The organism is Pauljensenia sp. 27098_8_83 (assembly GCF_041432695.1).
GTDB lineage: Bacteria > Actinomycetota > Actinomycetes > Actinomycetales > Actinomycetaceae > Pauljensenia.
Window position 1 is genome coordinate 219,226 of sequence record NZ_JAPWAD010000001.1, and the last position, 21,341, is coordinate 240,566.

Here is a 21,341-nt window from a genome sequence, read left to right on the forward strand (position 1 = left end):
ACCACACTTCATCTTGTACTTATCAGACAAGTGCATAACGCGGGCGGAAAGGATTAGTCGTCATTAGGCTACAACTGTCAAGACGCAACCCAAAGGAGGGCACATGATCAGAAAAGTAGACCTGAGCGGAACCCCATGCTTCGCGCCGGGAGCAACGCTTGAAAACCTTAAGAAGGTAAACTTCATCTTCGGCCCTAATGGAACAGGCAAGACATCCATTACACGAATATTGAGCGAAGGACCTGATGACGACAGGATCGCGCTCGCCGACGAATCATCGACCAGGGAGATTCTCGTCCTTAACTCGAAGTACATCGAGGAGACCTTTCAGGAGACCGAAAATGGCATCTTCTTTCTTGGGAAACAGAGCATAGCGAATCAAAATGATATAGAGAACAAAAAGAAGGATAGAGAAGCGCTCAGAGATGAGATTGAACTTCTAAAATCAGATAAAGGGAGTGCTGAGGATGACCAGTCAGAGGCCGAGAAAACCCTACTGGGCGCAATCTGGAACAATAAAAAGATTGTCCCTGAGCGGCTTTCATCATGCCTGAATGGATACAAAGGAAGTAGAACGAAGCTGCGCGACAAGGTCAAAGATATTCGACAGAACCCTCTACCACCCGAGGACGCACTCCCAGCAACTCTCGACGAACTTGCCGCGCAAGAAAAAGGACTCCTCACCACTACACTTGAAATAGCTTCACAAGTACGCGCCATCCCACAGATTCCGCAAGACCTCAAGGACCTTCCCGACTTACTCCGCACGCCACTGATACCGGCGGCAGATTCGCCGCTGTCTGAACTCATTTCACAAATACAGCATTCTGACTGGGTCCGCGACGGCAAACAGATCATGGATACCCATCAGGACATACTCGGCGACCGTTGCCCCTTCTGTCAGCAGCAGGCACCGCAAGACTTCAGCGAAAATCTCGCTAAGCTCTGGGATCGATCATACGACGAAGCAGTCGCTCGACTCCAGTCACGCCTAACAACTCTGGAGCTATCACTTCAGCAGCTATCCAACTTCAAGAGCGAGATTAGCAAACATCAGCTCAAAGACGTCGCAGAATATTCACAGAGCGCGCAGCTTGACACAATAGAGAACGCCCTCTCCACAGCACACGAACTTCTCGTCAAGAAACTGGACAAACAGTCGCAGAGCTTCGACGCACCAGAAGAATGGGACATCGACGCCTTTAGCAGCACCCTTCGTCAGCTGGGCGAACGACTGAACACACTCGTCAACGAGCACAACGCAAAGGTAAACGATCAGGACAACCTCCGGAGAGAGTTTGAAGAACAGTTCTGGAGAGTCTTTTCCCACCACACATGCCATGATGCCTTCAAGGCTTTCGACTCGATTGTTGGAGGAGAGACAGGGACGGCAGCACGAATCGTCGCACTAGAAGAACAGATTGCCGAGAAAGATAAGAAGCGGAAGGAGCTAACCAATCTCATTAAAGTAGCCGAGCAGAGCCGCAGGGATATCCATCCCGCCATCGAACACATCAATCGCGCACTGGCCGGCATTGGAATGACCAGCTTTGAGCTCGGAGCATCAACGGACGACTTCATCACCGGACACCTGCCGAATACCACTCAACGCGACGGCTATATTCTCCTTCGAACAAACAAGTATGGACGAAAGGAGCGAACAGACGTAAAAACGCTTTCGGATGGCGAACGTAACCTGATCTGCTTCCTCTACTTCTTCCATCAGTTCCACAAAGACGCGGATAACACAGACAAGAAATTTACTGTCGTGATCGACGATCCGGTCAACGCCATGGATGGACTCAGCAGCTTCATCACATCCGGATATATTCGTGAACTGATTAGTGAGGTCCTTGTACTAGGCAAACATAAGGCCCATAAGTACGTCGATCAGTTAATTATTCTCACGCACAGCACACGCTTTCACATGGAAGCTGCCTATAAGATTGAGAAGGCAAACACGGATTGCGCCTTCTACACAATTGAACGAGTCTTATCACCCGCAGACCACGACAGACATGCCAAGTCTGTCATTAGCGGCCCCTTCGACGATAGCAAGATTCACAGCGAATACGCTCTCCTGTGGGAAGAGGTTCGACGTGCTTGGGATATTCTTAACTCGGCCCCCGGTGACGCGAAACCCACTGGTGACCCTCGTGCGCAGATCTCCCCACTTATTGGAAACACAATGAGACGCATCATTGAGTCTTATTTGATTCACCTCTGTGGCATCGGAAGTATCACAGAGCTGGGAGAATCAAGCGACGCTGCTACTCGTGCCCTTATGGCGTTCACCAACAATAATTCACACGACGCCTTCGACATGGACCTCCACGCTGTACATAACTTGACGATTGACCAGCTCTTCCATGCCTTCGAGCAAATCTTCACCGAGCATGGCGCAGCGGACCATTACAACATGATGATGCGAAAGGGTGCAACGATCGGTATTGACGCCTAGACGCCACTAACGCCACTGTTCGTTGTGGGCCGCCCGTGGGAAACCACGGGCGGCCCCCTTTCGCAGATCAGGTGGCGGTACAGCGCCGAATATCAAGGCTTCAATCGCCACGCGTGCCGCAGATGTGCGTGGGCGTTGTTAGGGTCAAGCCATGGCAATCAAGACGCTCGACGAGTACCTCGAGACCATTCCGAACGACGACAATCGGGCACGGATGGTGGACGTGCTGGTGTGGGTGGGACTCACCTACCCGGAGCTGGAGCTACGCATCGCATGGAACCAGCCGATGTTCACCCACCACGGGACGTACATCATCGGGTTCTCGGCAGCCTCCAAGCACATGGCAATGGTCCCCGAACGCGCCACCATGATCCGCTTCGAGCCGGTCATGCGTGAGAGAGGCACGGACTTCGGCAAGATGTTCGCCCGCCAGCCCTGGAACAAGCCCTTCGACTACGAACTCCTCGACGCCTTTATTCAGCACCAACTCGCGGAAAAGCGAGACATCACGTCGTTCTGGCGTCCAAAGTCCTGAAGATTCAGCCACGAAACGACACACAACCTCCTAACAACTTGTACAATTAGTACATGTCAACAGCTACACTTTCCGATTTTCGCCAGAACCAGGCTCAGTACATCGCCGCCGCCCAAGTCGAACCCGTCGAGCTGCGCTCGCGCGGCGCACAGACCCGCGCAGTTCTGGTCTCTCCCGCTTTCTACGAAGAGGCAATCGCTGCCCTCGAAGCACGGCGGGAAGCCCGCGAGCGCGAGGAATACGAGACGTGGCTCCGTGAGAATGCTCTACCCGCCCTCGAACACTACCTTGAGCACCCGGAAACTGCGCACACTCTCGATGAGCTGACTGCTGCATGGGGACTGAAGTAGTGGCACCCCAACGACGCCTTGCTATTGGCGATACTGCATACCGCGACCTCGTCAACTTTCGCGGCGAGCTTCTGACCCTCACGGGCTCAGAACAGACAACCGATGCTTACCTCTCTGCCCTACGCGGTTTTCTGTCCCGTCTCACTGAGTTTCCTCATCGCGGTGAAGCGCGTCCCGATCTTCACCCGTCAATCCGGGTGATAGGTTTTCGCCAGCGGCTTCGCATCGTTTTCGCTGTGATGGAGGATCAGGTTGTCATACTCGCCGTGCAGTCTGCGAGGCAAGGAAGAGTTACCTTACCTGAATCTGTCTATCAGTTCCTTGAGGTCCTTGACGGCGACGTCAGGTAGCACAAACAGCATCCTCAGTTTGGGGGTTTTACTCCCCCACCCTTGGGGCGCGTAGGATAGGGGAAGCAGTAGCAGCGCAGCTGGCCAACAAACCGCAGCGCACACCGCCCAGCAACCAGGGAGCACGCATGACCACGAAGGACACCCCGGCCTCGTCCAACGACGATGAGACGACGCAGGCGCAGACGACCACCGAAGCCCTCGAGTGGCACGCCCCCGTCCTGGTGCGCATCGACGAGCACACGACGATCCCCCACCTGCTCAAAGAGCGCGTACAGCGTGGCGCGACCCGCCCCCTCATCCTGCGCAAGGTCGGCATCGGCGACACGTGGCGCTCCATCACGGCGCGCGAGTTTTACGACGAGGTGCATGCGCTCGCCGCCGGCCTCATCGCGCGGGGCCTCGGACCCGGCGACAGGGTCGCGATCATGAGCCGCACCCGCTACGAGTGGACGCTCCTCGACTTCGCGTGCTGGGCGGCCGGCCTCGTCCCCGTACCCATCTACGAGACCAGCTCCATCGACCAGGTCGCCCACGTCCTCGTCGACGCGGACGTCCACCTCATCATCACCGAGACCGTGTCCATGGCGGAGATCGTGCGCGCAGCCGCCGAACGAGAAAACCGCGACAACACGCACGTCCTCTCCCTGGATTCGGAGGCAATCGAAACCCTCATCGCGGAGGGCTCGACCACCCCGCGCGAGCGCGTCCTCGCCCGCTCCGAAGCCCTCACGACGGACGACATCGCAACCATCGTCTACACGTCGGGCACGACGGGCACGCCCAAGGGCACGGTCCTGTCCCACGAGAACTTCACGAACCTGTGCCTCAACGCCCACGCGTGGATGCCGGAGATCGCGGCGGGCAAGAACTCGCGCCTGCTCCTCTTCCTGCCCCTGGCCCACGTGTTCGCGCGTTTCCTGCAGGTCTTCCAGATCAGCGGCAACGGCGTCCTCGGCCACGCGCCCAACATCAAGAACCTCCTGCCCGACCTGGCGTCCTTCCGTCCGAGCTACCTCCTCGTCGTCCCACGCGTCCTGGAGAAGATCTACAACTCGGCGGACACGAAGGCGCGCGGCCCGAAGCAGAAGATCTTCCGCTGGGCAGCCAAGGTCGCGATCGCCTACTCCCAGGCCCTGGACACGGAAGAGGGCCCGACCACTTCCCTCAAGGCCCAGCACGCGCTGGCGGACAAGCTCGTCTACCAGCAGATCATCCGCCTGGTGGGCGGCAACGCGGACTACATCGTGTCGGGCGGCGCGCCCCTGGCCCCCTGGCTCGCGCACTTCTACCGCGGCGTCGGCATCCCCGTCCTGGAGGGCTACGGCCTGACCGAGACGGTCGGCCCGGTCTCCGTCAACACGCCTCGCCTGTCCAAGATCGGCACCGTGGGTCCGGCCCTGCCGCCCATGTCCTTCAAGATCAGCGACGAGGGCGAGATCCTTCTCAAGGGTTCAAGCGTCTTCCAGCGCTACCACAACGACCCCGAGGCCACGGCCGCCTGCTTCACCGAGGACGGCTGGTTCCGCACGGGCGACCTGGGGTCCCTGGACCGCGACGGCTATGTGTCCATCACGGGCCGCGCGAAGGAGATTATCGTGACGGCGGGCGGCAAGAACGTCGCCCCGGCCAGCCTCGAAAATCCGATGCGCTCCCACCCGCTCATCTCCCAGGTCCTGGTCGTCGGCGACCAGCGCCCCTTCGTAGCCGCGCTCATCACGCTGGACGCGGAGATGCTCCCCGATTGGCTCGCGGCGCACTCGCTGCCCCCGATGAGCGTGGCCGAGGCGGCCACGAACGTCGAGGTCTTGGCCTCCCTGGAGAAGGCGGTGGCCTCAGCGAACGAGCACGTCTCGCGCGCCGAGTCGATCCGCAAGATCAAGGTCCTCACGACCGACTTCACGGAGGCGAACGGCCTGCTCACGCCCTCGCTGAAGGTCAAGCGCGCCGAGGCCACGCGCCGCCTCGCATCCGTCATCGACGAGATCTACGGCGGCCCGGTACAAAACTGACGCACGTACAACCGACGCACGCATAAACGAGGCCGTGGCCGGCTCGCGCTCCCCCGAGCGATATCGGGATTGCTGAGTCGGCCACGGCCTCGTGCGTGCCCGGCGAATTACTGCGAGGCGAGGGCCGCCGTGGGCGGCGTGCGTGCCGCTCGGATCGCGGGGTAGAGCCCAGCGACGGCACCGATGAGGAGGGTGGCGCCCAGGCCCGCGGCGATCACCCACCAGTGCAGGGTGGGCGGCCAGCCGTACGCGTAGCACATGCCCCAGGTGACACCCGCGCCGATCAGGCATCCGGCCAGCCCGCCGAGGAAGGACAGGAGCAGGGCTTCGGCCAGGAACTGCACGGTGATGTGTCCCCGCTTGGCGCCGAGCGAGCGACGCAGGCCGATCTCCTTGCGGCGTTCCAGGACGGAAATGATCATCGTGTTGGCGACGCCGATACCGCCCACCAGCAGGGCGATCGAGCCGACACCCGCGAGCAGCGTCGTGAGCGTCTGGTCGGCCGCGTTCTGGGCGGCCAGCGCGTCGGAGGGGCGCGAGACCTTCAGGCCGGTGGCCCCCTGCGGGGCAAGGGTGGGTCCGAGGAGCCCACGAACGTTCTCCACCTGGTCCTCTGTCGAGCGCTCGTAGATCGTCGTAGGGGTCTTTCCCGCGTCGAAGTACGTGCCCGCGGCGGACACACCGATCAGCGCGGCGTTATCGAGCTCCTCGGCCAAGGGAGCTGGATCCATGATGCCCAGGACGGTGAAGGACATGCCGCCCAGCCACACCTGGGTGCCCGGCTCGACGACGCCGAGCAGCTGCGCGGCCCTCGACCCCAGGACGACGCCCGGGTACTTCGCGGTGGCGTCGTTGAGCCACGCGCCCTTCTTCATGGTCCCGGACACGACCTTGAGGAGGTTCGTGTCGGCCGCCATCGTGATGATGCCGCCGGTCGCGTTCGGGTCAGACAGGCGCGAGCGGTACACGGAGACGCCGCTCAGCGTCGAGGTCGAGGCCGCGTCGGTGACGCCCGGGATCATGAGGGTGCGGCCCACGGAGTCCTCGGGCAGGATGAGGTCCACGCCCGACAGGTCGGCGCCGCTGCGCGCGGTCAGCATGTTCGTGCCGAGAGCCCGCAGCTGTTCTTGCAGGCGGGCCTGCGAGGAGGCGGAGACGCCGACGACGCCGACCATGGCCGCGATGCCGATCGCGATGCCGAGCGCCGAGAGTATGGCGCGCATGGGGCGGGCGCGCAGGCCCGTCAGGCCCAGGCGTGCGACGTCCGAGAGGCGCAGCGCGGAGCGGCCGGTACCCGAGTTCTTCTTACTCGCCATGGCCACCTCCCGGGTGCGCGGAGTCGGAGACGATCTCGCCATCGCGGATGGCGATCTGCCTGGGCAGCGAGGCCGCCAGGTCGTTGTCGTGGGTGATCACGATGATGGTGGTGCCGGCCTCGTTCAGCTCACGCAGGAGCGCCACGATGGACGCGCCCGAACGCGAGTCGAGGTTGCCGGTGGGCTCGTCGGCGAGCAGCAGGGCCGGGTGCCCGATGATGGCCCTGGCGATGGCGACGCGCTGGCGTTCACCGCCCGACATCTGGTGAGGCTTATGGTCCATGCGGTGCCCGAGGCCCACGCGGGTCAGGGCCTCACGCGCTGCCTCGCGGCGCTTGGCGCGGGGCACGCCCCGGTAGAGCAGGCCGTCCGCGACGTTGTCGAGGGCGGAGACGCCGGCCGTCAGGTGGAACTGCTGGAACACGAAGCCGATCAGCGAGGAGCGCACACCCGACAGCTCGGCGTCTCTCAGGGAGGACACGTCAGTGCCGTTGATGAACACGCTGCCCGAGGTGGGCCGGTCGAGCGTTCCGATGAGGTTCAGCAGGGTGGATTTTCCGGAGCCGGACGGCCCGACGATGGCGACGAACTCGCCCTCGTCGACGGCCAGGGACACTCCGTTGCAGGCGTGCACGGGCGGGCTGCCGAAGGACCGGTGCACGTCGGTCAGTTGCAGGATGTGGCTCATCGGTTGGGCACCACCACGCGCTGGCCTTCGGCGATCTCGTCGCCGCTCACTTCGACGCGGTCTCCCGCGAACAGGCCGACGGTGACGGGAACCCTGCGAATCTCGCCCTTCTCATCCACGACCTCGACGCCGAATTGGTCGGAGCTGAGGGCCACGAGCGCGCCGAGGGGCACGGACAGCACGCCTGTGCGCGTCTGGGAGGTCAGGCCCAGGGACACCGAGGCCTCCTGCAGCCCGTCAAGGGCGGAGGTGTCGTCGGGGGTGACGGTGATCGGAATGATCCGTTCCTTGGTCGTCTCCTTGGAGCCCTCCTCGCTGTCCTTCTCGCGGGGCGGCTCGACGGAGGTGATCGTTCCGGTCGTCGTCGCGGCGGATCCGGGCAGGCGCACGGTCACGGAGTTCCCGACGACGCCGAGGGCCTGGTCGGAGAGCTTCAGGTTCGCGGAGATGACCTGCCGCGAGGACGAGGCCGTGAACAGTTCCGTCTCCATCGTGGCGTTATCGCCGACGCGGGCTTTGAGCGCGCCGATGCGCAGGTCCTCGGGTGCGAAGAGGACGGTGCCCAGGGGCAGGGAGCCGCTCTGAGTGAGCGTCAGGGCCTTCTGCCACTTCTTGATGGCCGCGATCGTGTTCCAGTCGAAGTGGGCGTTGGGCGTGGCCTCGAAGTAGCCGAGTTCGGACAGCGCCGTCTCCAGCTGGGTGACGTCCTCGCCGTCGCTCATGCCCTCTTCGAACGCGCGCCAGGCCGGGGTGGAGCCGTGGAGCAGGTACGTGTTGTTGCCGGCCACCGTGTACACGTGCGATCCCTGGGTGAGGGTCGTGCCGGGCGTGGGCAGGGCGGTGACAACCCCTTCGAAGGCGCTCTTGAGGGTGTAGGAGTCGGCGTAGTGGAGCGTTCCCTGGACGGTGGTCTCCCCTACCAGGTCGCCCTTCGTGACGGTCGCCGTCGCGCCGTCAAAGGATTGGGGAGCTTCGGCGTCCGCGTTGGTGCCCGAGCATGCGGACAGGGTCAGCGCTCCAACCGCCAGGATCGCGAGTGCCGCGGGGCGTGGGGTTCGCGGACGCGTCACTTGGCGGCCCCTGACTGCTGGAAGCACTTGTTGAGCACATCCTCGGGGATGTCCTTGACGCTGATGCCTTCGCCGGCCTGCGGGTCCTTGACGTCGTAGCCGGCCTCGCGCAGGCACTGGGCGGCCTTAACCATGGCCTCACGGGCGGCGGGATCGTTCGCGACGTTGTCCTCACCGGTCATGCCGGAAACCTTCACCATGCACTCGTTGAGGGCGTTGTTGAACGCGTCGGAGGTGTCCTTGAGGTTCTCGGGCGTCAGGCCCGTGTCGGGCACATCAAAGCCCTTCTCGCGCATGCACTGAGCGAACACCAGGTTGGGGTCGTTGCTGGCGGCGTTGGTGGCCGCCGCGCTCGGGCTCTTCGAGCTGGACGGGGACGAGGCGGACGATCCGGTTGACCCGCAGGCGCTGAGGGCCGCCGCCAGGGTGATGGCGATGACGGCAAGGGCGCGCGTCTGTGCGCGATTCTTCATCGAAAACTCCTTGAGGAATGCTTATCGGCAATGGTTCTCACTACCTGAGTAGATTACATCCCACAAGACTGAAAGCTACCTGAAAACTATCAGGGAGCCCGCGCAGAATTTCATCAGACAACCCTGAGAGCGTAAAACGAGGCGGGGGACGCTCGCACATCCCCCGCCACTCACCCGATCCTCCTCCCTATCGGGCGTTTATTCGGTCAGTCTTCAGTAGCCTCGGAGCGAGCAAGGTTTTGCTCCAGGAGGGACACAATCTCTCCGTGCTTGACCTCGGTCAGGGTAACCTTCCGCGCAAAGACGATGAACGCCAGGACGATGACCGCAAGAGGAGCGTAGAAAGCAGCCGTCTTGAAGGTCTCAATGTTGGCGGTCGTCAGCAGGGCGGGGTCAACATCGTTGGTCATAGCTGCCGCGATGGCGACGAATCCGACGATGGAATTCGACAGAGCGCCGGCGATCTTATCAAGCATCGGGCGCACCGAGAGGGTCACGGCCTCGTTACGCTTGCCAGTCTTCCACTGCCCATACTCAACAGAGTCGGTGATCGTGAGGATCGCCGTCATCTGAATACACGTGGCAGGAAGGTAGAACAGGACCAGGGCGACGAAGACGACAATAAGGTTCGACGAGAAGAGAATGAACAGGATATAGGCGCTGGCCATGAGCGCCATGCCACCAAGGTAGAGATAGCGGCGGGGCAGGCGGCGGTTGATCGCCGGGTACAGGGGCGTGACAGCCAGGCCGATGACGAAGGCGATAATACCGACAACCGAGTAGATGTCAGGCTTTTGGAGCACGAACTTGAACAGGTAGATCATGAAGCCCGTCGTCGCAACGTTCGCGATCGAATAGAGCACGTAGGACAGCGAGACCCACAGCAGCTGATCATTACGCGCGATCGCCTGGAACGCCTGCAGAGGGCTGGACTTATCGGAGGGATCGCGCAGGACGCTCTCCTCCTCGCGCGTTCCGAACGCGACAGCCAAGCAGGTGGCGATGCCGAGGATAGCGATAACTGCACCGAAGCCCGTCCATCCTTCCTGGCTCTCAGAACCAGCTCCCGCAAGAGCACCGAAGAATCCAACTACGGGAACGACGATCGCGGTGACGCCGTTGTAGCCGATGGAGCCCGTGAATGTTCCGAGAGCGGTGTACACACTTCGCTCCTGCGAGGAGGAGGACAACGCAGGAATCATGCCCCAGTATGAGATGTCACGCAGGGAGTACAGGACGTCAAGGACCACGAAGACGATCACAAAAACAACAATGAACACTCCTTTGTTCACGTTGACGAGGCCGAAGAGTCCGGTGAAGATCGCAAAAAGGAGGATGGATGATCCAACGCCACCAATGACTTGCCAGGGCTTGAATCGCCCGAAGCGCGAGGTTGTATTGTCCACCAAGTTCCCGAGCAGTGGATCAATGAAGATCTCGACGATCCGAATAATGAAGACGAGGGCGGTGATGATCGCAATCATGGCCTCGGCCTCAGAGTCCTCATAGTCGCGGAACAGGGTCTGCGCCGCATAGTAGGTGACAAAGAATGTTGAGAGCGCGTTGTAAAACGCAGCCTGCCCCAGATTACCGATCGCGTAGCAGATTCGCGACACCCAGCTCTTGTGTACGTTTTCTTCGTGTGCCATGGTCCCTCTCCTTCGAAGCAACTCTTGCTCGGACACAATCAGGTTAACGCATTTACCTGAGAATTCCAATGCTATCTAGGTCACATAAACATATCCGCGTAACTGTATTGCATTGATGCGATCAACAGGATACTCTGACCTCAGAGCACGATCGCTCCACCGCAACGTCGCACTTCCGGAAGGTCACCATGTTCCACACGCCCACCGCCTCCATCCCCACATCAGCATGGCTCAGCGATCCGCAGACCTTTGCTGTCAATCGACTTCCCGCGCACAGCGCACACCGCACGAACGCCCCAACACAGAGTCTTGACGGAACCTGGGAAGTCGCACTTACGTCAAGTTCGCGCGTGGCTCTTGATTCCCCCACCACCGCATTCGACCAGGAAGCAGTACACAGCCTTCCCGTTCCCTCAACCCTCGAAGCTGAGGGGCTATGGCCTCCGGCGTACGTCAACATTCAGATGCCGTGGGACGGCCACGAGAACCCTCAGGCTCCCAAACCGCCAGAGGAGTGCCGAGTTGCGCTCTACCGGCGCGCCTTCGCCCTGCATGATTCCCTCCAGGAGTCTTTGAGCAAAAAAGGACACGCACGCCTACGCTTCGATGGTTTTGCGATGGCTCTCTACGTCTGGGTAGACGGCACTTTCGTCGGATACTGCGAGGACGGGTACACGGCGAGCGAGTTTGATATCACGTCAGCACTGACGCGCTCCCCAGACCACGAGATTGTCGTCGCCTGCTACGAGTATTCCAGCGCCTCGTGGCTGGAAGGACAGGACTCCTGGCGTTTCCATGGCATTTTCCGTTCCGTATCACTGGTAGCTCTGCCTGCCTGCCACGTCGCCCACCTCGCAACCAACGCGGACTACGACGCGGACTCTGGCATGGGAATACTCAATGTCACGGTCGACCTTATGGGAACCAAGGCCGACAGTACCGCAAGCGCCCAGCTCACCGATTCGAGCGGCGCTGTTGTGTGGAGTGAACATGTGCCCGCGAACGCTCCCACCATCACGCTTCGGGGTGAAGTGGACGGCGCACACCCGTGGACGGCGGAGGATCCGGCCCTGTATACGCTGAGCCTCACGATTCACGACGCCGATGGAAACGATTGCGAGACCGTGACTCAGCGCGTCGGCTTCCGCCGCTTCGAAATCCTCAACTCTGTCTTCATGCTCAACGGCCAGCGCCTTATCTTCCGCGGCGTCAACCGCCACGAGTTCAATCCTTGCACGGGCCGAACGATGTCGATGGAGGACATGGTGACGGACGTGCGCCTGTGCAAGCAGCTCAACATCAATGCAATCCGCACAAGCCATTACCCCAATGACACCCGTTTCCTAGACCTGTGCGATGAGTACGGCCTGTACGTCATTGACGAGGCGAACCTGGAGACACACGGATCATGGTGCACGCCGGGCGACATCCCCACCCCAGCCACGGCGATCCCGGGATCAAAGATGGAGTGGGAGGGTGCCTGCGTGGATCGCGTCGAGTCGATGTTGCACCAGGATTTCAATCACGCCTCCGTGTTGATATGGTCGCTGGGTAACGAGTCTTTTGGCGGCGAGGTTTTCCGCTCCATGTACCGGCGCTGTCATGAGCTGGACAATTCCCGCCCTGTCCATTACGAGGGTGTCACGTGGGATCGAGAGTTCGACGATGCCTCCGATATTGAGTCACGCATGTACGCGCTGCCTGACGCGATCGAGGAGTACCTGCGTGATAACCCGGCGAAGCCCTATCTGTCGTGCGAGTACATGCATGCGATGGGTAACTCTGTTGGTGGCCTTATCCACTACACGGACCTGGAGCGCTACCCCGCGTATGGTGGCGGGTTCATCTGGGACCTGATCGATCAGGCTCTCTACCATGAGCCGACCGCTGGCTCGGATGGTGAGTTCCTGGCATACGGTGGCGATTTCGAGGATCGCCCTTGTGACTGGGAGTTCTCCTGTGATGGCATCCTCTTCGGCGACCGCACACCCAAGCCCTCGGCCATGGCGGTCAAACAGCTCTACTCCCCGGTCACTCTCACGCCGAGCATCGACGGAATCCTTATCGATGCCGTTGTCCTCCCCGCGCCGCTTGCCAACCTGTGTGTGCGTGCCCGGATCCTTGCTGACGGCGCGGTTGTCTGGGAGAAGGAGGTCGCGGCAACAGGCATCTCCCGTGGGCGGAGCACCGTCAGTGTGGGATGGCCGTCTGAACTGCTAGCCGACACAAAACCAGAGATCGTGTTGGAGGCAGCGCTTGTCATCTCCTCCGACACCGCGTGGTGCGAGGCTGGGCACATTGTCTCCGTGGGCCAGACAGTATTCTCCTACCCCGAGCAGGCCGACATGACACCCAGTGGCCACGCCACATTCACCGTGGGCCGTTGGAACATTGGTATGCGTGAGGGCGAGAACGAGGCTTTGCTGTCGCGTACCGCGGGTGGCATCGTCCAGTGGCGTCGCGGCAACAAGGCCGTGGTCCTCTTCCCGCCCAAGCTGACAACCTTCCGACCACTAACGGACAATGATCGAGGCTGTGGGCACGGTTTCGACCGCGCGTGCTGGACGACGGCTGGAGCCTACGCACGATGCGTGAACACCACCGTCGAAGAGACCGGCGAGGGTGTCGTCGTTACCTACGACTACCGTCTTGCGGGCATTGCAGATGTCACCGTGCCTGTGCGCTACGAGCTGCGCGCCGACGGCACGATTCGTCTAACGGCAACCTACCCGGGTGCGCATGATCTCCCAACGATGCCATGCTTCGGGCTCGAGTGGGCGCTCCCCTCGTCGATTGACCGCCTGAGTTTCTATGGCCTCGGCCCGGTCGAGGCCTACGCGGACCGCCTGGCCGGAGCAACCCTGGGCGTGTGGTCCCAGAGCGCAGCCGAAGGGCTGGCCCCCTACGCGGTACCGCAGGAGTGCGGCTTCCACCCCGGCATCCGCTGGTGCGAGGTAACGGACGTTGACGGACACGGCCTGCGTGTTCAGGCACGCGGCGATCTCGGGGTCTCGCTCCTGCCCTACTCCTCCGCGCAGATCGAAAACGCTCGACACTGGTGGGAGCTACCGGAGCCCTCCCAGCGGCCCGCGACCTACCTACGTCTGCTAACTGCACAGATGGGTGTCGGCGGTGACGATTCGTGGGGTTCGCCGGTGCATGACGAGTACCAGATTGATGCGACCGAGAAGCAGGTCCTGGACGTGACGTTGTCTCTCGTGTGAGAGACATTCAGCGGCGGCGGGTGTGAGGCAACTCCCCCGCCGCTGCCGTTATGCGTTCACGCCCTATCACTGTGCGGTGGCACCGTGCGCGGGAATAAAGCTCTGTCGCACAACAAGGCGGGTGGACAGTAGAACGTGATGCTTATGCATGAAACGGCCCACGATCGCATCTGAGAGGAGCAAGAGCGCGGTCTCGGCCAACTCGGAGCACTCGATCGCATAGGAGCTGAGCGTGGGAGCCGTGTACTCGCAGACCTGAAGATTGTCGATGGAGACGACGGCAATCTGATCGGGTACACGGAGCCCACGGGCAGCGAGCACCTGAATGACGCCAACCGCCAGCGGATCAGCCGCGACAAGGACAGCGTCAGGCAGATCATCCGTGCACGCATCAAGTAGTGCTTCGGCCTGACTACGTCCATTCTCCACAGTGAAGGGACCGGAGGCGCAGACGTAGCCATCAGTGGGCATGTCGAGGAGGTGCGCCCACTCGTTGAAGGCGACGGTACGCGGGTCTTGTGCGAAGACATGAGAGCCCATCATGTGCCCGGCGCCGCCGATAAAGGCGATACGCTGACGCCCCTGCTCACGCAGCGTGTAGATCGCGTCGATGACCGTTTGCTGCAGGTCGGGGCGCACAGAATGAAAGAGCGCAGGCGCGGGGTTGATGTCGATAAACACGCCGTGCGAGAGCGCCTCATACAAACGGTCGAGGTCGTCTTGCGCGATCGGCGCAGGACCGATGGACACAAAGCCAGAAAAGTCGTCCGCAGCGTCGATGAGCGCGTCCACGGTCGGGAAGAACGCCAGGCTCATCATGTTCTCCACCGCACGCTCGCGCAGTGCCTTACGCACGTCGGAAAAATAGGAATCCTGGGGTCCATTCGTGGGATCGAAGTTCTCTAGCACCGCTATGGTCTGAGGGACGCCGGCGCGCGATGTGCGCAGTGCGTAGCCGAGCTCGTTGGCTACTTGGATGACACGGTGGCGGGTCGATTCCTTTGCGGTGAAACTGGGGTCTCCCGAGAGGACGCGAGACACCGTCGCCTTCGAGTAACCCGTCGCCTTCGCAATATCACCGAGGTTAACCATCGATCCTCCTCCCAAAACTCCCTGTGTTCAGCTCACCCAGTCTAGCTGACTCACTGATCGCTCAGCGGGATCAACGCCGCATCAGCCGGGCGCACAACTGCCGAGGCCGGGGCTTGGCCCTCCCCGAGCGTGCAGTTTAGAGCTGCGAACCCTCGTCGTATTCGGCTTTGATGTCCTCGTGGTGGCGGATGACCTCGCGGACCATGAAGCCCAGGAACTTCTCCGCGAAATCGGGGTCGAGGCCGGAGGAGGCCGCCAGCGTGCGCAGGCGCTCGACCTGGCGGGCCTCGCGAGCCGGGTCGGCGGGAGGCAGGTCCAGGCGCGCCTTGATGTGGCCGACGCGCTGCGTGCAACGGAAGCGCTCGGCGAGAATGTGGACGAGGGCGGCGTCGATGTTGTCGATCGTTGCGCGCGCCTCCGCCAGCTCGGCGGGAATGCCGCTGACTCCACGGTCGGCCGAAGCTGCCACCACGGCCTCGTCACGATCCTGCATACAATCCTCCTGGTGCGTATCCACGGCCCCCAGTCTATCGGGAGGACTCAGGCGCTGCGCTTACCTTCCGAGGAACGTTCAGGATAGAGCTCGGCGGGGCCCACGCCCTCGACCAGGTCGCGGGTGACGACCACGCGGGCGACGTCGTCGCGGCTGGGCAGGTCGAACATGAGGTCCGACAAGGTCTGTTCCATGATCGAGGACAGGCCACGGGCACCCGTCTTCCGCTCGTTGGCACGCGCAGCGATGGCCAGGAGCGCCTCGTGGGTGAACTCCAGGTCCATGTTGTCCAGCTCGAAGAGGTGCTGGTACTGGCGCACGAGCGAATTCGACGGCTCGGTGAGGACGCGGACGAGGTCCTCCTCCGTCAGTTCCTTCGTGGAGGTCAGGATGGGCAGGCGGCCGATGAACTCGGGGATCATGCCGAACTTGTGGAGGTCCTCGGCGGACACGGCCTCGTAGAGGTCGCCCATCTCCGAGGCGCTCTTCAGCTCCGAGCCAAAGCCCGTCGAACGGCGACCCAGGCGGGCCTTCACGATGTCCTCGATGCCCGCAAAGGCACCTGCGGCGATGAAGAGGATGCCGGAGGTGTCGATCTCCAGGAACTGCTGGTGGGGGTGCTTGCGCCCACCCGTGGGAGGAACGGACGCGACCGTGCCCTCAATGATCTTCAGGAGGGCCTGCTGGACGCCCTCGCCCGACACGTCGCGGGTGATGGAGGCGTTCTCTGCCTTGCGGCCGATCTTGTCGATCTCGTCGACGTAGATGATGCCCTTCTCGGCCTTCTTAATATCGCCGTCGGCCTCCTGAATGAGGCGCAGGAGGATGTTCTCCACGTCCTCGCCCACGTAGCCGGCCTCGGTCAGGGCGGTCGCATCCACGATGGCGAAAGGCACGTCAAGGAGGCGGGCCAGGCAGCGCGCGAGGTGAGTCTTACCGGTACCCGTGGGGCCCAGCAGCAGGATGTTGGACTTGGTGCCCAGCATGTCCTCGTTATTGCCAGCCTCGCGCGAGCGCACGCGCTTGTAGTGGTTGTACACGGCGACGGACAACGCACGCTTCGCACGGTCCTGGCCGATCACCCACGTATTCAAGAATTCGTTGATTTCACGCGGCTTAGGAAGCGGCGTCGTCGAAGACGACTGCTGCTGAGCTCCCAGTTCCTCTTCGATGATCTCGTTGCACAGCTCAATGCACTCGTCGCAGATATACGCGCCGGAGCCGCCGATGAGCTTACGCACCTGCTTCTGGCTCTTCCCACAGAAGGAGCACTTGAGCAGTTCCGCGCCATCAGTCAGACGAGCCACGAGACCTCCAAGGTGTTGAACGTTTTTCCGTTCGGTCGGATGTGCTTTCGCACTTACTAGCAAATAACGTAGTGTACGCGCTCCAGTTTTCCGCGTAGCCACGCCTATTGTTATGAAAAGTTCACCTCTAGCCGACAATTGTCAGCGTGACAGAGGCCTGACCAGGCAGATAGCAACGAGGCCGTGGCACCTACCACACACTCATGCGCGGGGATGCCACGGCCTCGTCAGTGACGAAAAGGCATCACAGAGCCTTACGGGACTCCAGCACCTGGTCGATCAGGCCGTACTCGGCGGCCTGCGGAGCCGTGAGGATCTTGTCGCGCTCAATGTCGCGGCGAACCTGCTCCACCGGCTTGCCCGAGTGCTTCGAGATCGTGTCCTCGAGCCACACGCGCATGCGGTCGATCTCGTCGGCGACGATCTGAATGTCCGAGGCCTGCCCCTGCATGCCTTCCATCGCGGGCTGGTGGATGAGAACGCGGGCGTTGGGCAGCGCCAGGCGCTTGCCGGGCGAACCGGCGGCCAGCAGCACGGCCGCAGCGGAAGCGGCCTGACCCAGGCACACCGTCTGAATCTGCGGCTTGATGTACTGCATCGTGTCGTAGATGGCGGTCAGCGCCGTGAAAGAGCCGCCGGGCGAGTTGATGTACATGGTGATCAGCGAATCAGGGTCCTGGGATTCCAGGACCAGCAGCTGCGCCATCACATCATCCGCACTGGCGTCGTCCACCTGCACGCCCAGGAACACGATGCGGTCCTCGAACAGCTTCGTGTAGGGGTTCTGGCGGCGGAAACCGTAGGCCGTGCGCTCTTCGAAGTCAGGCAGGACGTAGCGCGCCTGCGGCATCTGGCGGGCGATCGCCTCGAAGTAGGGCTGGGTGCTCATCAGTTCTCTCCTCGCGTTCCGATCTCCTGCGGGCTGTCGATCACGCGGTCAACGAAGCCGTACTCGAGGGCTTCCTGCGCCGTGAACCAGTGGTCGCGATCGCCGTCGGCCTCCACCTGCTCGACGGTCTTACCCGTACGCGACGCGGTGATCGCCGCGAGTTCCTTCTTCATACCCAGGATCAGGTCCGCGTTGATGCGGATCTCCGTCGCGGAGCCGCCCGCGCCGCCCAGGGGCTGGTGCAGCAGGACGCGGGTGTGGGGCGTGATGTAGCGCTTGCCGGGGGCGCCCGCGGTGAGCAGGAACTGGCCCATCGACGCGGCCAGACCCATACCGACGGTCACGACGTCCGGCTTGATGTACTGCATCGTGTCGTAGATGGCCATGCCGGCCGTCACCGAGCCGCCGGGAGAGTTGATGTACAGGTAGATGTCGCGATCCGGATCCTCAGCGGCAAGCAGCAGCAGCTGCGCGCAGATCGCGTTGGCATTCTCGTCGCGGACTTCGCCGCCCAGCCAAATGATGCGCTCCTTGAGCAGGCGCTGGTAGACCGAGTCCCCCAGTCCCAGCTGCGAGCCGTCGCCGGCAGCCCCGGTATTGTGCACGCTCACGCGTACCTCCTCGTCTGTTCGCGGGCCCAGGCGGCCCCATTGATGTCAACCGTACCCGCTGCGCGCCCGCTCGTGCGCGCGCCGGGCCGTCGTTTCGCTGTCGGCACATGCTTCCGGCACATGCTTCCGGCACATGCACCCGGTGCGCATACGCGACACATGCACTGAGGGGGCGAGGCTCGCGCCCCACCCCCTCAGCCAAGAGTTAGTCACTCATCAGCGGGCAAGCCCGCCGCGGTTCACTCCTGCTCGTCGGCGACCTCGGTGATGATCTCCGCGCCCTCTTCGGTGGCGGGATCGGTGCCGAAGAACTTGCTCAGGTCGACGTCGGCGCCGTTGGTGTCCTTGACGGTGACGACCTTCAGAGCCTCGATGAGGGCCTTGGAGCGACCCAGGTCGGCCACGACGTTGGCCATCTGCTGGGAGGAGGAGAAGAGCTGGTTGATGTCGATGCCGAAGTTCTGCGACATCTGGATCGCGTAGTCGATCAGCTCCTGCTGGGAGACCTGCACGTCGAACTTCTTGGCCAGAGCCTCGGAGAGCAGCTCGGTGCGCATTTCCTTCTCGACGGCCTCGCGGGCTTCCTTCTTAGCCTTGGGCTTGGCGTCCTCGCCGACGCGGTGCTCGACCTGGTGGTCGACCGCGGACTCGGGCAGGACGATCTCGACCTTGTCCAGGAGGAGGTCGATGAGGGCGTCGCGCGCGGCGAGGGCCTGCTGGGACTCCTTGGACTGGGCGGCCTGCTTCTTCAGGTCTTCCTTGAGCTCGTCGATGGTGTCGAACTCGGAGACCATCTGAGCGAAGTCGTCGTCAGCCTTGGGCAGCTCACGGGTCTTCATGGCCTTGATGGTGATGGTCACCTCGGCCTCTTCACCCTCGTGCTCGCCGCCCTTCAGCTTGGAGGTGAAGGTGACCTCTTCGCCGGCCTTGGTGCCGCGCAGGGCGGTGTCCTGGCCGTCGAGCATGGAGCCGGAGCCGATCTCGTAGGAGACGTCGGAGGCAGAGTCAACCTGCTCGCCGTCGATGGTGGCGACCAGGTCGATGGTCGCGAAGTCGCCGGTCTTGGCCTTGCGGTTGATGGTCTTGAGGGTAGCGAAGCGGCCGCGCAGGTCCTCGAGTTCCTTCTCGACGTCCTCTTCGGTGACCTCGGTGGGCTCGACCTCGACGACGAGCTTCTCGTCGATCTCGGGCAGCTCGAAGGCGGGGACGACGTCAACCTCGGCGGTGAAGACGAGCTGGCCGCCCTGGGGGCCGGTCACGTTGGGGATTTCGGTGACGTCAACGGTGGGCTGAGCCATGGGGCGCAGGTCGTTCTCGTTGACAGCGTCGGAGTAGTGGCCGGGCAGGACCTGGTTGACGACCTGCTCGATGACGGCGGCGCGGCCGAAGCGCTGGTCGATGATGCGCGGAGGCACGTGGCCCTTACGGAAGCCGGGGATGTTGACCTGTCCGGCGATCTCCTTGTACGCCTTGTCCATTTCGGACTTGAGTTCCTCGAAAGGAACCTCGACGGTCAGACGAACCTTGGTGGGCTCGAGGGTTTCAACGGTGCTCTTCACGTGCGTACGCTCCGTAGTCTACGAATTCGGGAACGCCCATTTCGGGCGCATAACAACTCGCTTAGTGTACGCCACGACCCCGCTGATGTCCTCATTCGCGGGCGTTAAGTGGGCATATCCACCCCTCTTTCGTCGCTACGAGTGCGCAATGCCACACACCATCGCGCTTCGTTCCCCCATTGACGAGGCCAGGGCCGCCCACGCTCAAGGGCACGCTCAGGGGGCGAGGTAGTGGGAGCACCCTCGCACGACGGCGGCCAGGCGGGCGCGGGGCACGTCGGCGACGAGACGCACGGCGGTGGTGATCTCACGGTGGATGGCTCGGGCCTCGGCGTCATCTGTTGCGGTGAAGCGCGCGGTGACGCGCGGCTGGCCGGAGGCGATGGCGATGTCCCAGGATTCGAGCCGGGTGACGGATCGTGCGGCGGCCTCGACTTCTTCGGGGGCCCGACCGGGCACGAGGGTGGTGACCGTCATGATGGTGCGATAGGACGGCATGGCCACTCCCCTGGTTGGCGTGAAAAACGGCGGCACGGTGGCCGCCGATGGTCGGGGTGACAGGATTTGAACCTGCGACCCTCTGCTCCCAAAGCAGATGCGCTACCAAGCTGCGCTACACCCCGTGGACTACTGTCCGCTGCCCCATCATACGGGAGGAGAGTTTAAATGTCGCGCACGTGGACAATAACCGCTAGGATCTTCGTGTCCCCTCCGGGGGTACGCGGATGTAGCTCAATGGTAGAGCCTCTGCCTTCCAAGCAGATCACGCGGGTTCGATTCCCGTCATCCGCTCCATAAGAACGTCATTCTGGATACAAAGATTTCCGGTCTCGCCGGGAAGTATCCAGGGTGGCGTTTTCACTGTTCTGTGGCGGTTTTGGGGTGTTGAAGCCGGGTGTGTGGTGCCGTGGAGGAGCCTCTGACGGCGGCTGATCGGAGCCTCGGAGGGGCGACTCAGGGGCTCGCTCGGTGCGTCGAGGCAGAAAGCGTCAAAAAGTGTGGCCTTGCGTCTAAACTGGCTCTTCATAATTGAGGGTGTGGTTGGGGTCTGAATCCTCCTGTTTCGAGGAGGCAGCGGGCGATGTAGTTGGTGAGGTTGCGCAAGTCCGAGTGCGGATCCGTGTAGGTGTTCGAGGCGTCTGTTGATTGCTTCGGTAGGACCGCCTGTGGTGTGGGGATGATCGAAGTAGGCCAGGATGTCCCGGGCTCGGCGTTTGAGCGTTCTTCCCCAGTGTGATGAGTGCGGTCAGGCCCCTCGGTAC

18 protein-coding genes, 2 tRNA genes and 1 pseudogene are annotated in these 21,341 nt (G+C 62.2%); 7 read left to right on the plus strand and 14 right to left on the minus strand.

What is annotated here, in order from left to right; translation table 11 throughout:
- Window positions 1–103: 103 nt before the first annotated feature.
- The 5 genes from O3656_RS00980 to O3656_RS01000 all read left to right on the plus strand — a co-directional run bounded on the left by O3656_RS00980 (window position 104) and on the right by O3656_RS01000 (window position 5,708).
- Complete coding sequence (locus O3656_RS00980; RefSeq protein WP_500062199.1) at window positions 104–2,461, plus strand: AAA family ATPase; 2,358 nt, start codon at window positions 104–106, stop codon at window positions 2,459–2,461.
- Window positions 2,462–2,612: 151 nt separating this feature from the next.
- The gene (locus O3656_RS00985; RefSeq protein WP_500062200.1) at window positions 2,613–2,996 is read left to right on the plus strand and encodes an iron chaperone; all 384 of its coding nucleotides are present in this window, start codon (window positions 2,613–2,615) and stop codon (window positions 2,994–2,996) included.
- Window positions 2,997–3,049: 53 nt separating this feature from the next.
- On the plus strand, window positions 3,050–3,346 hold the full coding sequence (locus O3656_RS00990; RefSeq protein ID WP_048776499.1) for a toxin-antitoxin system antitoxin subunit: 297 nt from the start codon (window positions 3,050–3,052) through the stop codon (window positions 3,344–3,346).
- Window positions 3,331–3,696, plus strand: a complete 366-nt coding sequence (locus tag O3656_RS00995; RefSeq protein ID WP_500062201.1) for a type II toxin-antitoxin system RelE/ParE family toxin — start codon at window positions 3,331–3,333, stop codon at window positions 3,694–3,696. The genes O3656_RS00990 and O3656_RS00995 overlap by 16 nt, the downstream gene beginning before the upstream one ends.
- Before the next feature lie 128 nt (window positions 3,697–3,824).
- Window positions 3,825–5,708, plus strand: coding sequence for an AMP-dependent synthetase/ligase (locus O3656_RS01000; protein WP_500062202.1), 1,884 nt, complete (start codon window positions 3,825–3,827; stop codon window positions 5,706–5,708).
- A 107-nt stretch (window positions 5,709–5,815) separates the two neighbouring features.
- Here the strand turns inward: O3656_RS01000 and O3656_RS01005 are convergent, their stop codons facing one another.
- The 5 genes from O3656_RS01005 to O3656_RS01025 form a co-directional block, all read right to left on the minus strand.
- The gene (locus tag O3656_RS01005) at window positions 5,816–7,024 is read right to left on the minus strand and encodes an ABC transporter permease (RefSeq protein WP_500062203.1); all 1,209 of its coding nucleotides are present in this window, start codon (window positions 7,022–7,024) and stop codon (window positions 5,816–5,818) included.
- Window positions 7,014–7,712: an ABC transporter ATP-binding protein gene (locus tag O3656_RS01010; RefSeq protein ID WP_016461221.1), complete on the minus strand. Its 699-nt coding sequence runs from the start codon at window positions 7,710–7,712 to the stop codon at window positions 7,014–7,016. Before O3656_RS01010 ends, O3656_RS01005 begins: the two co-directional genes overlap by 11 nt.
- The gene (locus tag O3656_RS01015; protein ID WP_500062204.1) at window positions 7,709–8,782 is read right to left on the minus strand and encodes a peptidoglycan-binding protein; all 1,074 of its coding nucleotides are present in this window, start codon (window positions 8,780–8,782) and stop codon (window positions 7,709–7,711) included. The genes O3656_RS01010 and O3656_RS01015 overlap by 4 nt, the downstream gene beginning before the upstream one ends.
- Entirely contained in the window at window positions 8,779–9,255 is a 477-nt protein-coding gene (locus O3656_RS01020) for a hypothetical protein (RefSeq protein ID WP_500062205.1), read from the minus strand. The genes O3656_RS01015 and O3656_RS01020 overlap by 4 nt, the downstream gene beginning before the upstream one ends.
- A 206-nt stretch (window positions 9,256–9,461) precedes the next feature.
- Entirely contained in the window at window positions 9,462–10,904 is a 1,443-nt protein-coding gene (locus O3656_RS01025; protein WP_500062206.1) for a glycoside-pentoside-hexuronide (GPH):cation symporter, read from the minus strand.
- Window positions 10,905–11,092: 188 nt separating this feature from the next.
- Between O3656_RS01025 and lacZ the strand changes: the two genes are divergently transcribed.
- Window positions 11,093–14,128, plus strand: coding sequence for a beta-galactosidase, LacZ type (lacZ, locus tag O3656_RS01030; RefSeq protein WP_500062207.1), 3,036 nt, complete (start codon window positions 11,093–11,095; stop codon window positions 14,126–14,128).
- Window positions 14,129–14,194: 66 nt separating this feature from the next.
- Here the strand turns inward: lacZ and O3656_RS01035 are convergent, their stop codons facing one another.
- The 8 genes from O3656_RS01035 to O3656_RS01070 form a co-directional block, all read right to left on the minus strand.
- Window positions 14,195–15,220: a LacI family DNA-binding transcriptional regulator gene (locus tag O3656_RS01035; protein ID WP_500062208.1), complete on the minus strand. Its 1,026-nt coding sequence runs from the start codon at window positions 15,218–15,220 to the stop codon at window positions 14,195–14,197.
- 136 nt (window positions 15,221–15,356) lie between these two features.
- Window positions 15,357–15,713, minus strand: a complete 357-nt coding sequence (locus O3656_RS01040) for a chorismate mutase (RefSeq protein ID WP_500062219.1) — start codon at window positions 15,711–15,713, stop codon at window positions 15,357–15,359.
- A 47-nt stretch (window positions 15,714–15,760) separates the two neighbouring features.
- Complete coding sequence (gene clpX, locus O3656_RS01045) at window positions 15,761–17,020, minus strand: ATP-dependent Clp protease ATP-binding subunit ClpX (RefSeq protein ID WP_016461228.1); 1,260 nt, start codon at window positions 17,018–17,020, stop codon at window positions 15,761–15,763.
- A 244-nt stretch (window positions 17,021–17,264) separates the two neighbouring features.
- A complete protein-coding gene (locus O3656_RS01050; protein WP_016461229.1) occupies window positions 17,265–17,909 on the minus strand; it encodes an ATP-dependent Clp protease proteolytic subunit in 645 nt (214 codons plus the stop codon).
- Entirely contained in the window at window positions 17,909–18,520 is a 612-nt protein-coding gene (locus tag O3656_RS01055) for an ATP-dependent Clp protease proteolytic subunit (protein ID WP_009647542.1), read from the minus strand. Before O3656_RS01055 ends, O3656_RS01050 begins: the two co-directional genes overlap by 1 nt.
- 239 nt (window positions 18,521–18,759) lie before the next feature.
- The gene (gene tig / locus O3656_RS01060) at window positions 18,760–20,079 is read right to left on the minus strand and encodes a trigger factor (RefSeq protein ID WP_500062209.1); all 1,320 of its coding nucleotides are present in this window, start codon (window positions 20,077–20,079) and stop codon (window positions 18,760–18,762) included.
- A gap of 216 nt (window positions 20,080–20,295) precedes the next feature.
- A complete protein-coding gene (locus tag O3656_RS01065) occupies window positions 20,296–20,577 on the minus strand; it encodes an FMN-dependent dehydrogenase (protein WP_500062210.1) in 282 nt (93 codons plus the stop codon).
- A gap of 48 nt (window positions 20,578–20,625) precedes the next feature.
- Window positions 20,626–20,702 (minus strand) — tRNA-Pro (locus O3656_RS01070).
- Window positions 20,703–20,800: 98 nt separating this feature from the next.
- Here O3656_RS01070 and O3656_RS01075 point away from each other — a divergent pair.
- Window positions 20,801–20,874, plus strand: a tRNA-Gly gene (locus O3656_RS01075).
- A gap of 228 nt (window positions 20,875–21,102) precedes the next feature.
- Here the strand turns inward: O3656_RS01075 and O3656_RS01080 are convergent.
- Window positions 21,103–21,341: pseudogene (locus O3656_RS01080) on the minus strand (transposase); the annotation flags it as partial.

Bases quoted from the DNA above. Each gene is read 5' to 3' on its own strand.
- O3656_RS00985 (WP_500062200.1), top strand. From the start codon at position 2,613: ATGGCAATCAAGACGCTCGACGAGTACCTCGAGACCATTCCGAACGAC.
- O3656_RS01010 (WP_016461221.1), bottom strand. From the start codon at position 7,712: ATGAGCCACATCCTGCAACTGACCGACGTGCACCGGTCCTTCGGCAGC.
- O3656_RS00980 (WP_500062199.1), top strand. From the start codon at position 104: ATGATCAGAAAAGTAGACCTGAGCGGAACCCCATGCTTCGCGCCGGGA.
- O3656_RS01000 (WP_500062202.1), top strand. From the start codon at position 3,825: ATGACCACGAAGGACACCCCGGCCTCGTCCAACGACGATGAGACGACG.
- O3656_RS01025 (WP_500062206.1), bottom strand. From the start codon at position 10,904: ATGGCACACGAAGAAAACGTACACAAGAGCTGGGTGTCGCGAATCTGC.
- O3656_RS00990 (WP_048776499.1), top strand. From the start codon at position 3,050: ATGTCAACAGCTACACTTTCCGATTTTCGCCAGAACCAGGCTCAGTAC.
- O3656_RS01050 (WP_016461229.1), bottom strand. From the start codon at position 17,909: ATGAGCACCCAGCCCTACTTCGAGGCGATCGCCCGCCAGATGCCGCAG.
- O3656_RS00995 (WP_500062201.1), top strand. From the start codon at position 3,331: ATGGGGACTGAAGTAGTGGCACCCCAACGACGCCTTGCTATTGGCGAT.
- O3656_RS01005 (WP_500062203.1), bottom strand. From the start codon at position 7,024: ATGGCGAGTAAGAAGAACTCGGGTACCGGCCGCTCCGCGCTGCGCCTC.
- O3656_RS01040 (WP_500062219.1), bottom strand. From the start codon at position 15,713: ATGCAGGATCGTGACGAGGCCGTGGTGGCAGCTTCGGCCGACCGTGGA.
- O3656_RS01065 (WP_500062210.1), bottom strand. From the start codon at position 20,577: ATGCCGTCCTATCGCACCATCATGACGGTCACCACCCTCGTGCCCGGT.
- lacZ (WP_500062207.1), top strand. From the start codon at position 11,093: ATGTTCCACACGCCCACCGCCTCCATCCCCACATCAGCATGGCTCAGC.
- O3656_RS01035 (WP_500062208.1), bottom strand. From the start codon at position 15,220: ATGGTTAACCTCGGTGATATTGCGAAGGCGACGGGTTACTCGAAGGCG.
- O3656_RS01020 (WP_500062205.1), bottom strand. From the start codon at position 9,255: ATGAAGAATCGCGCACAGACGCGCGCCCTTGCCGTCATCGCCATCACC.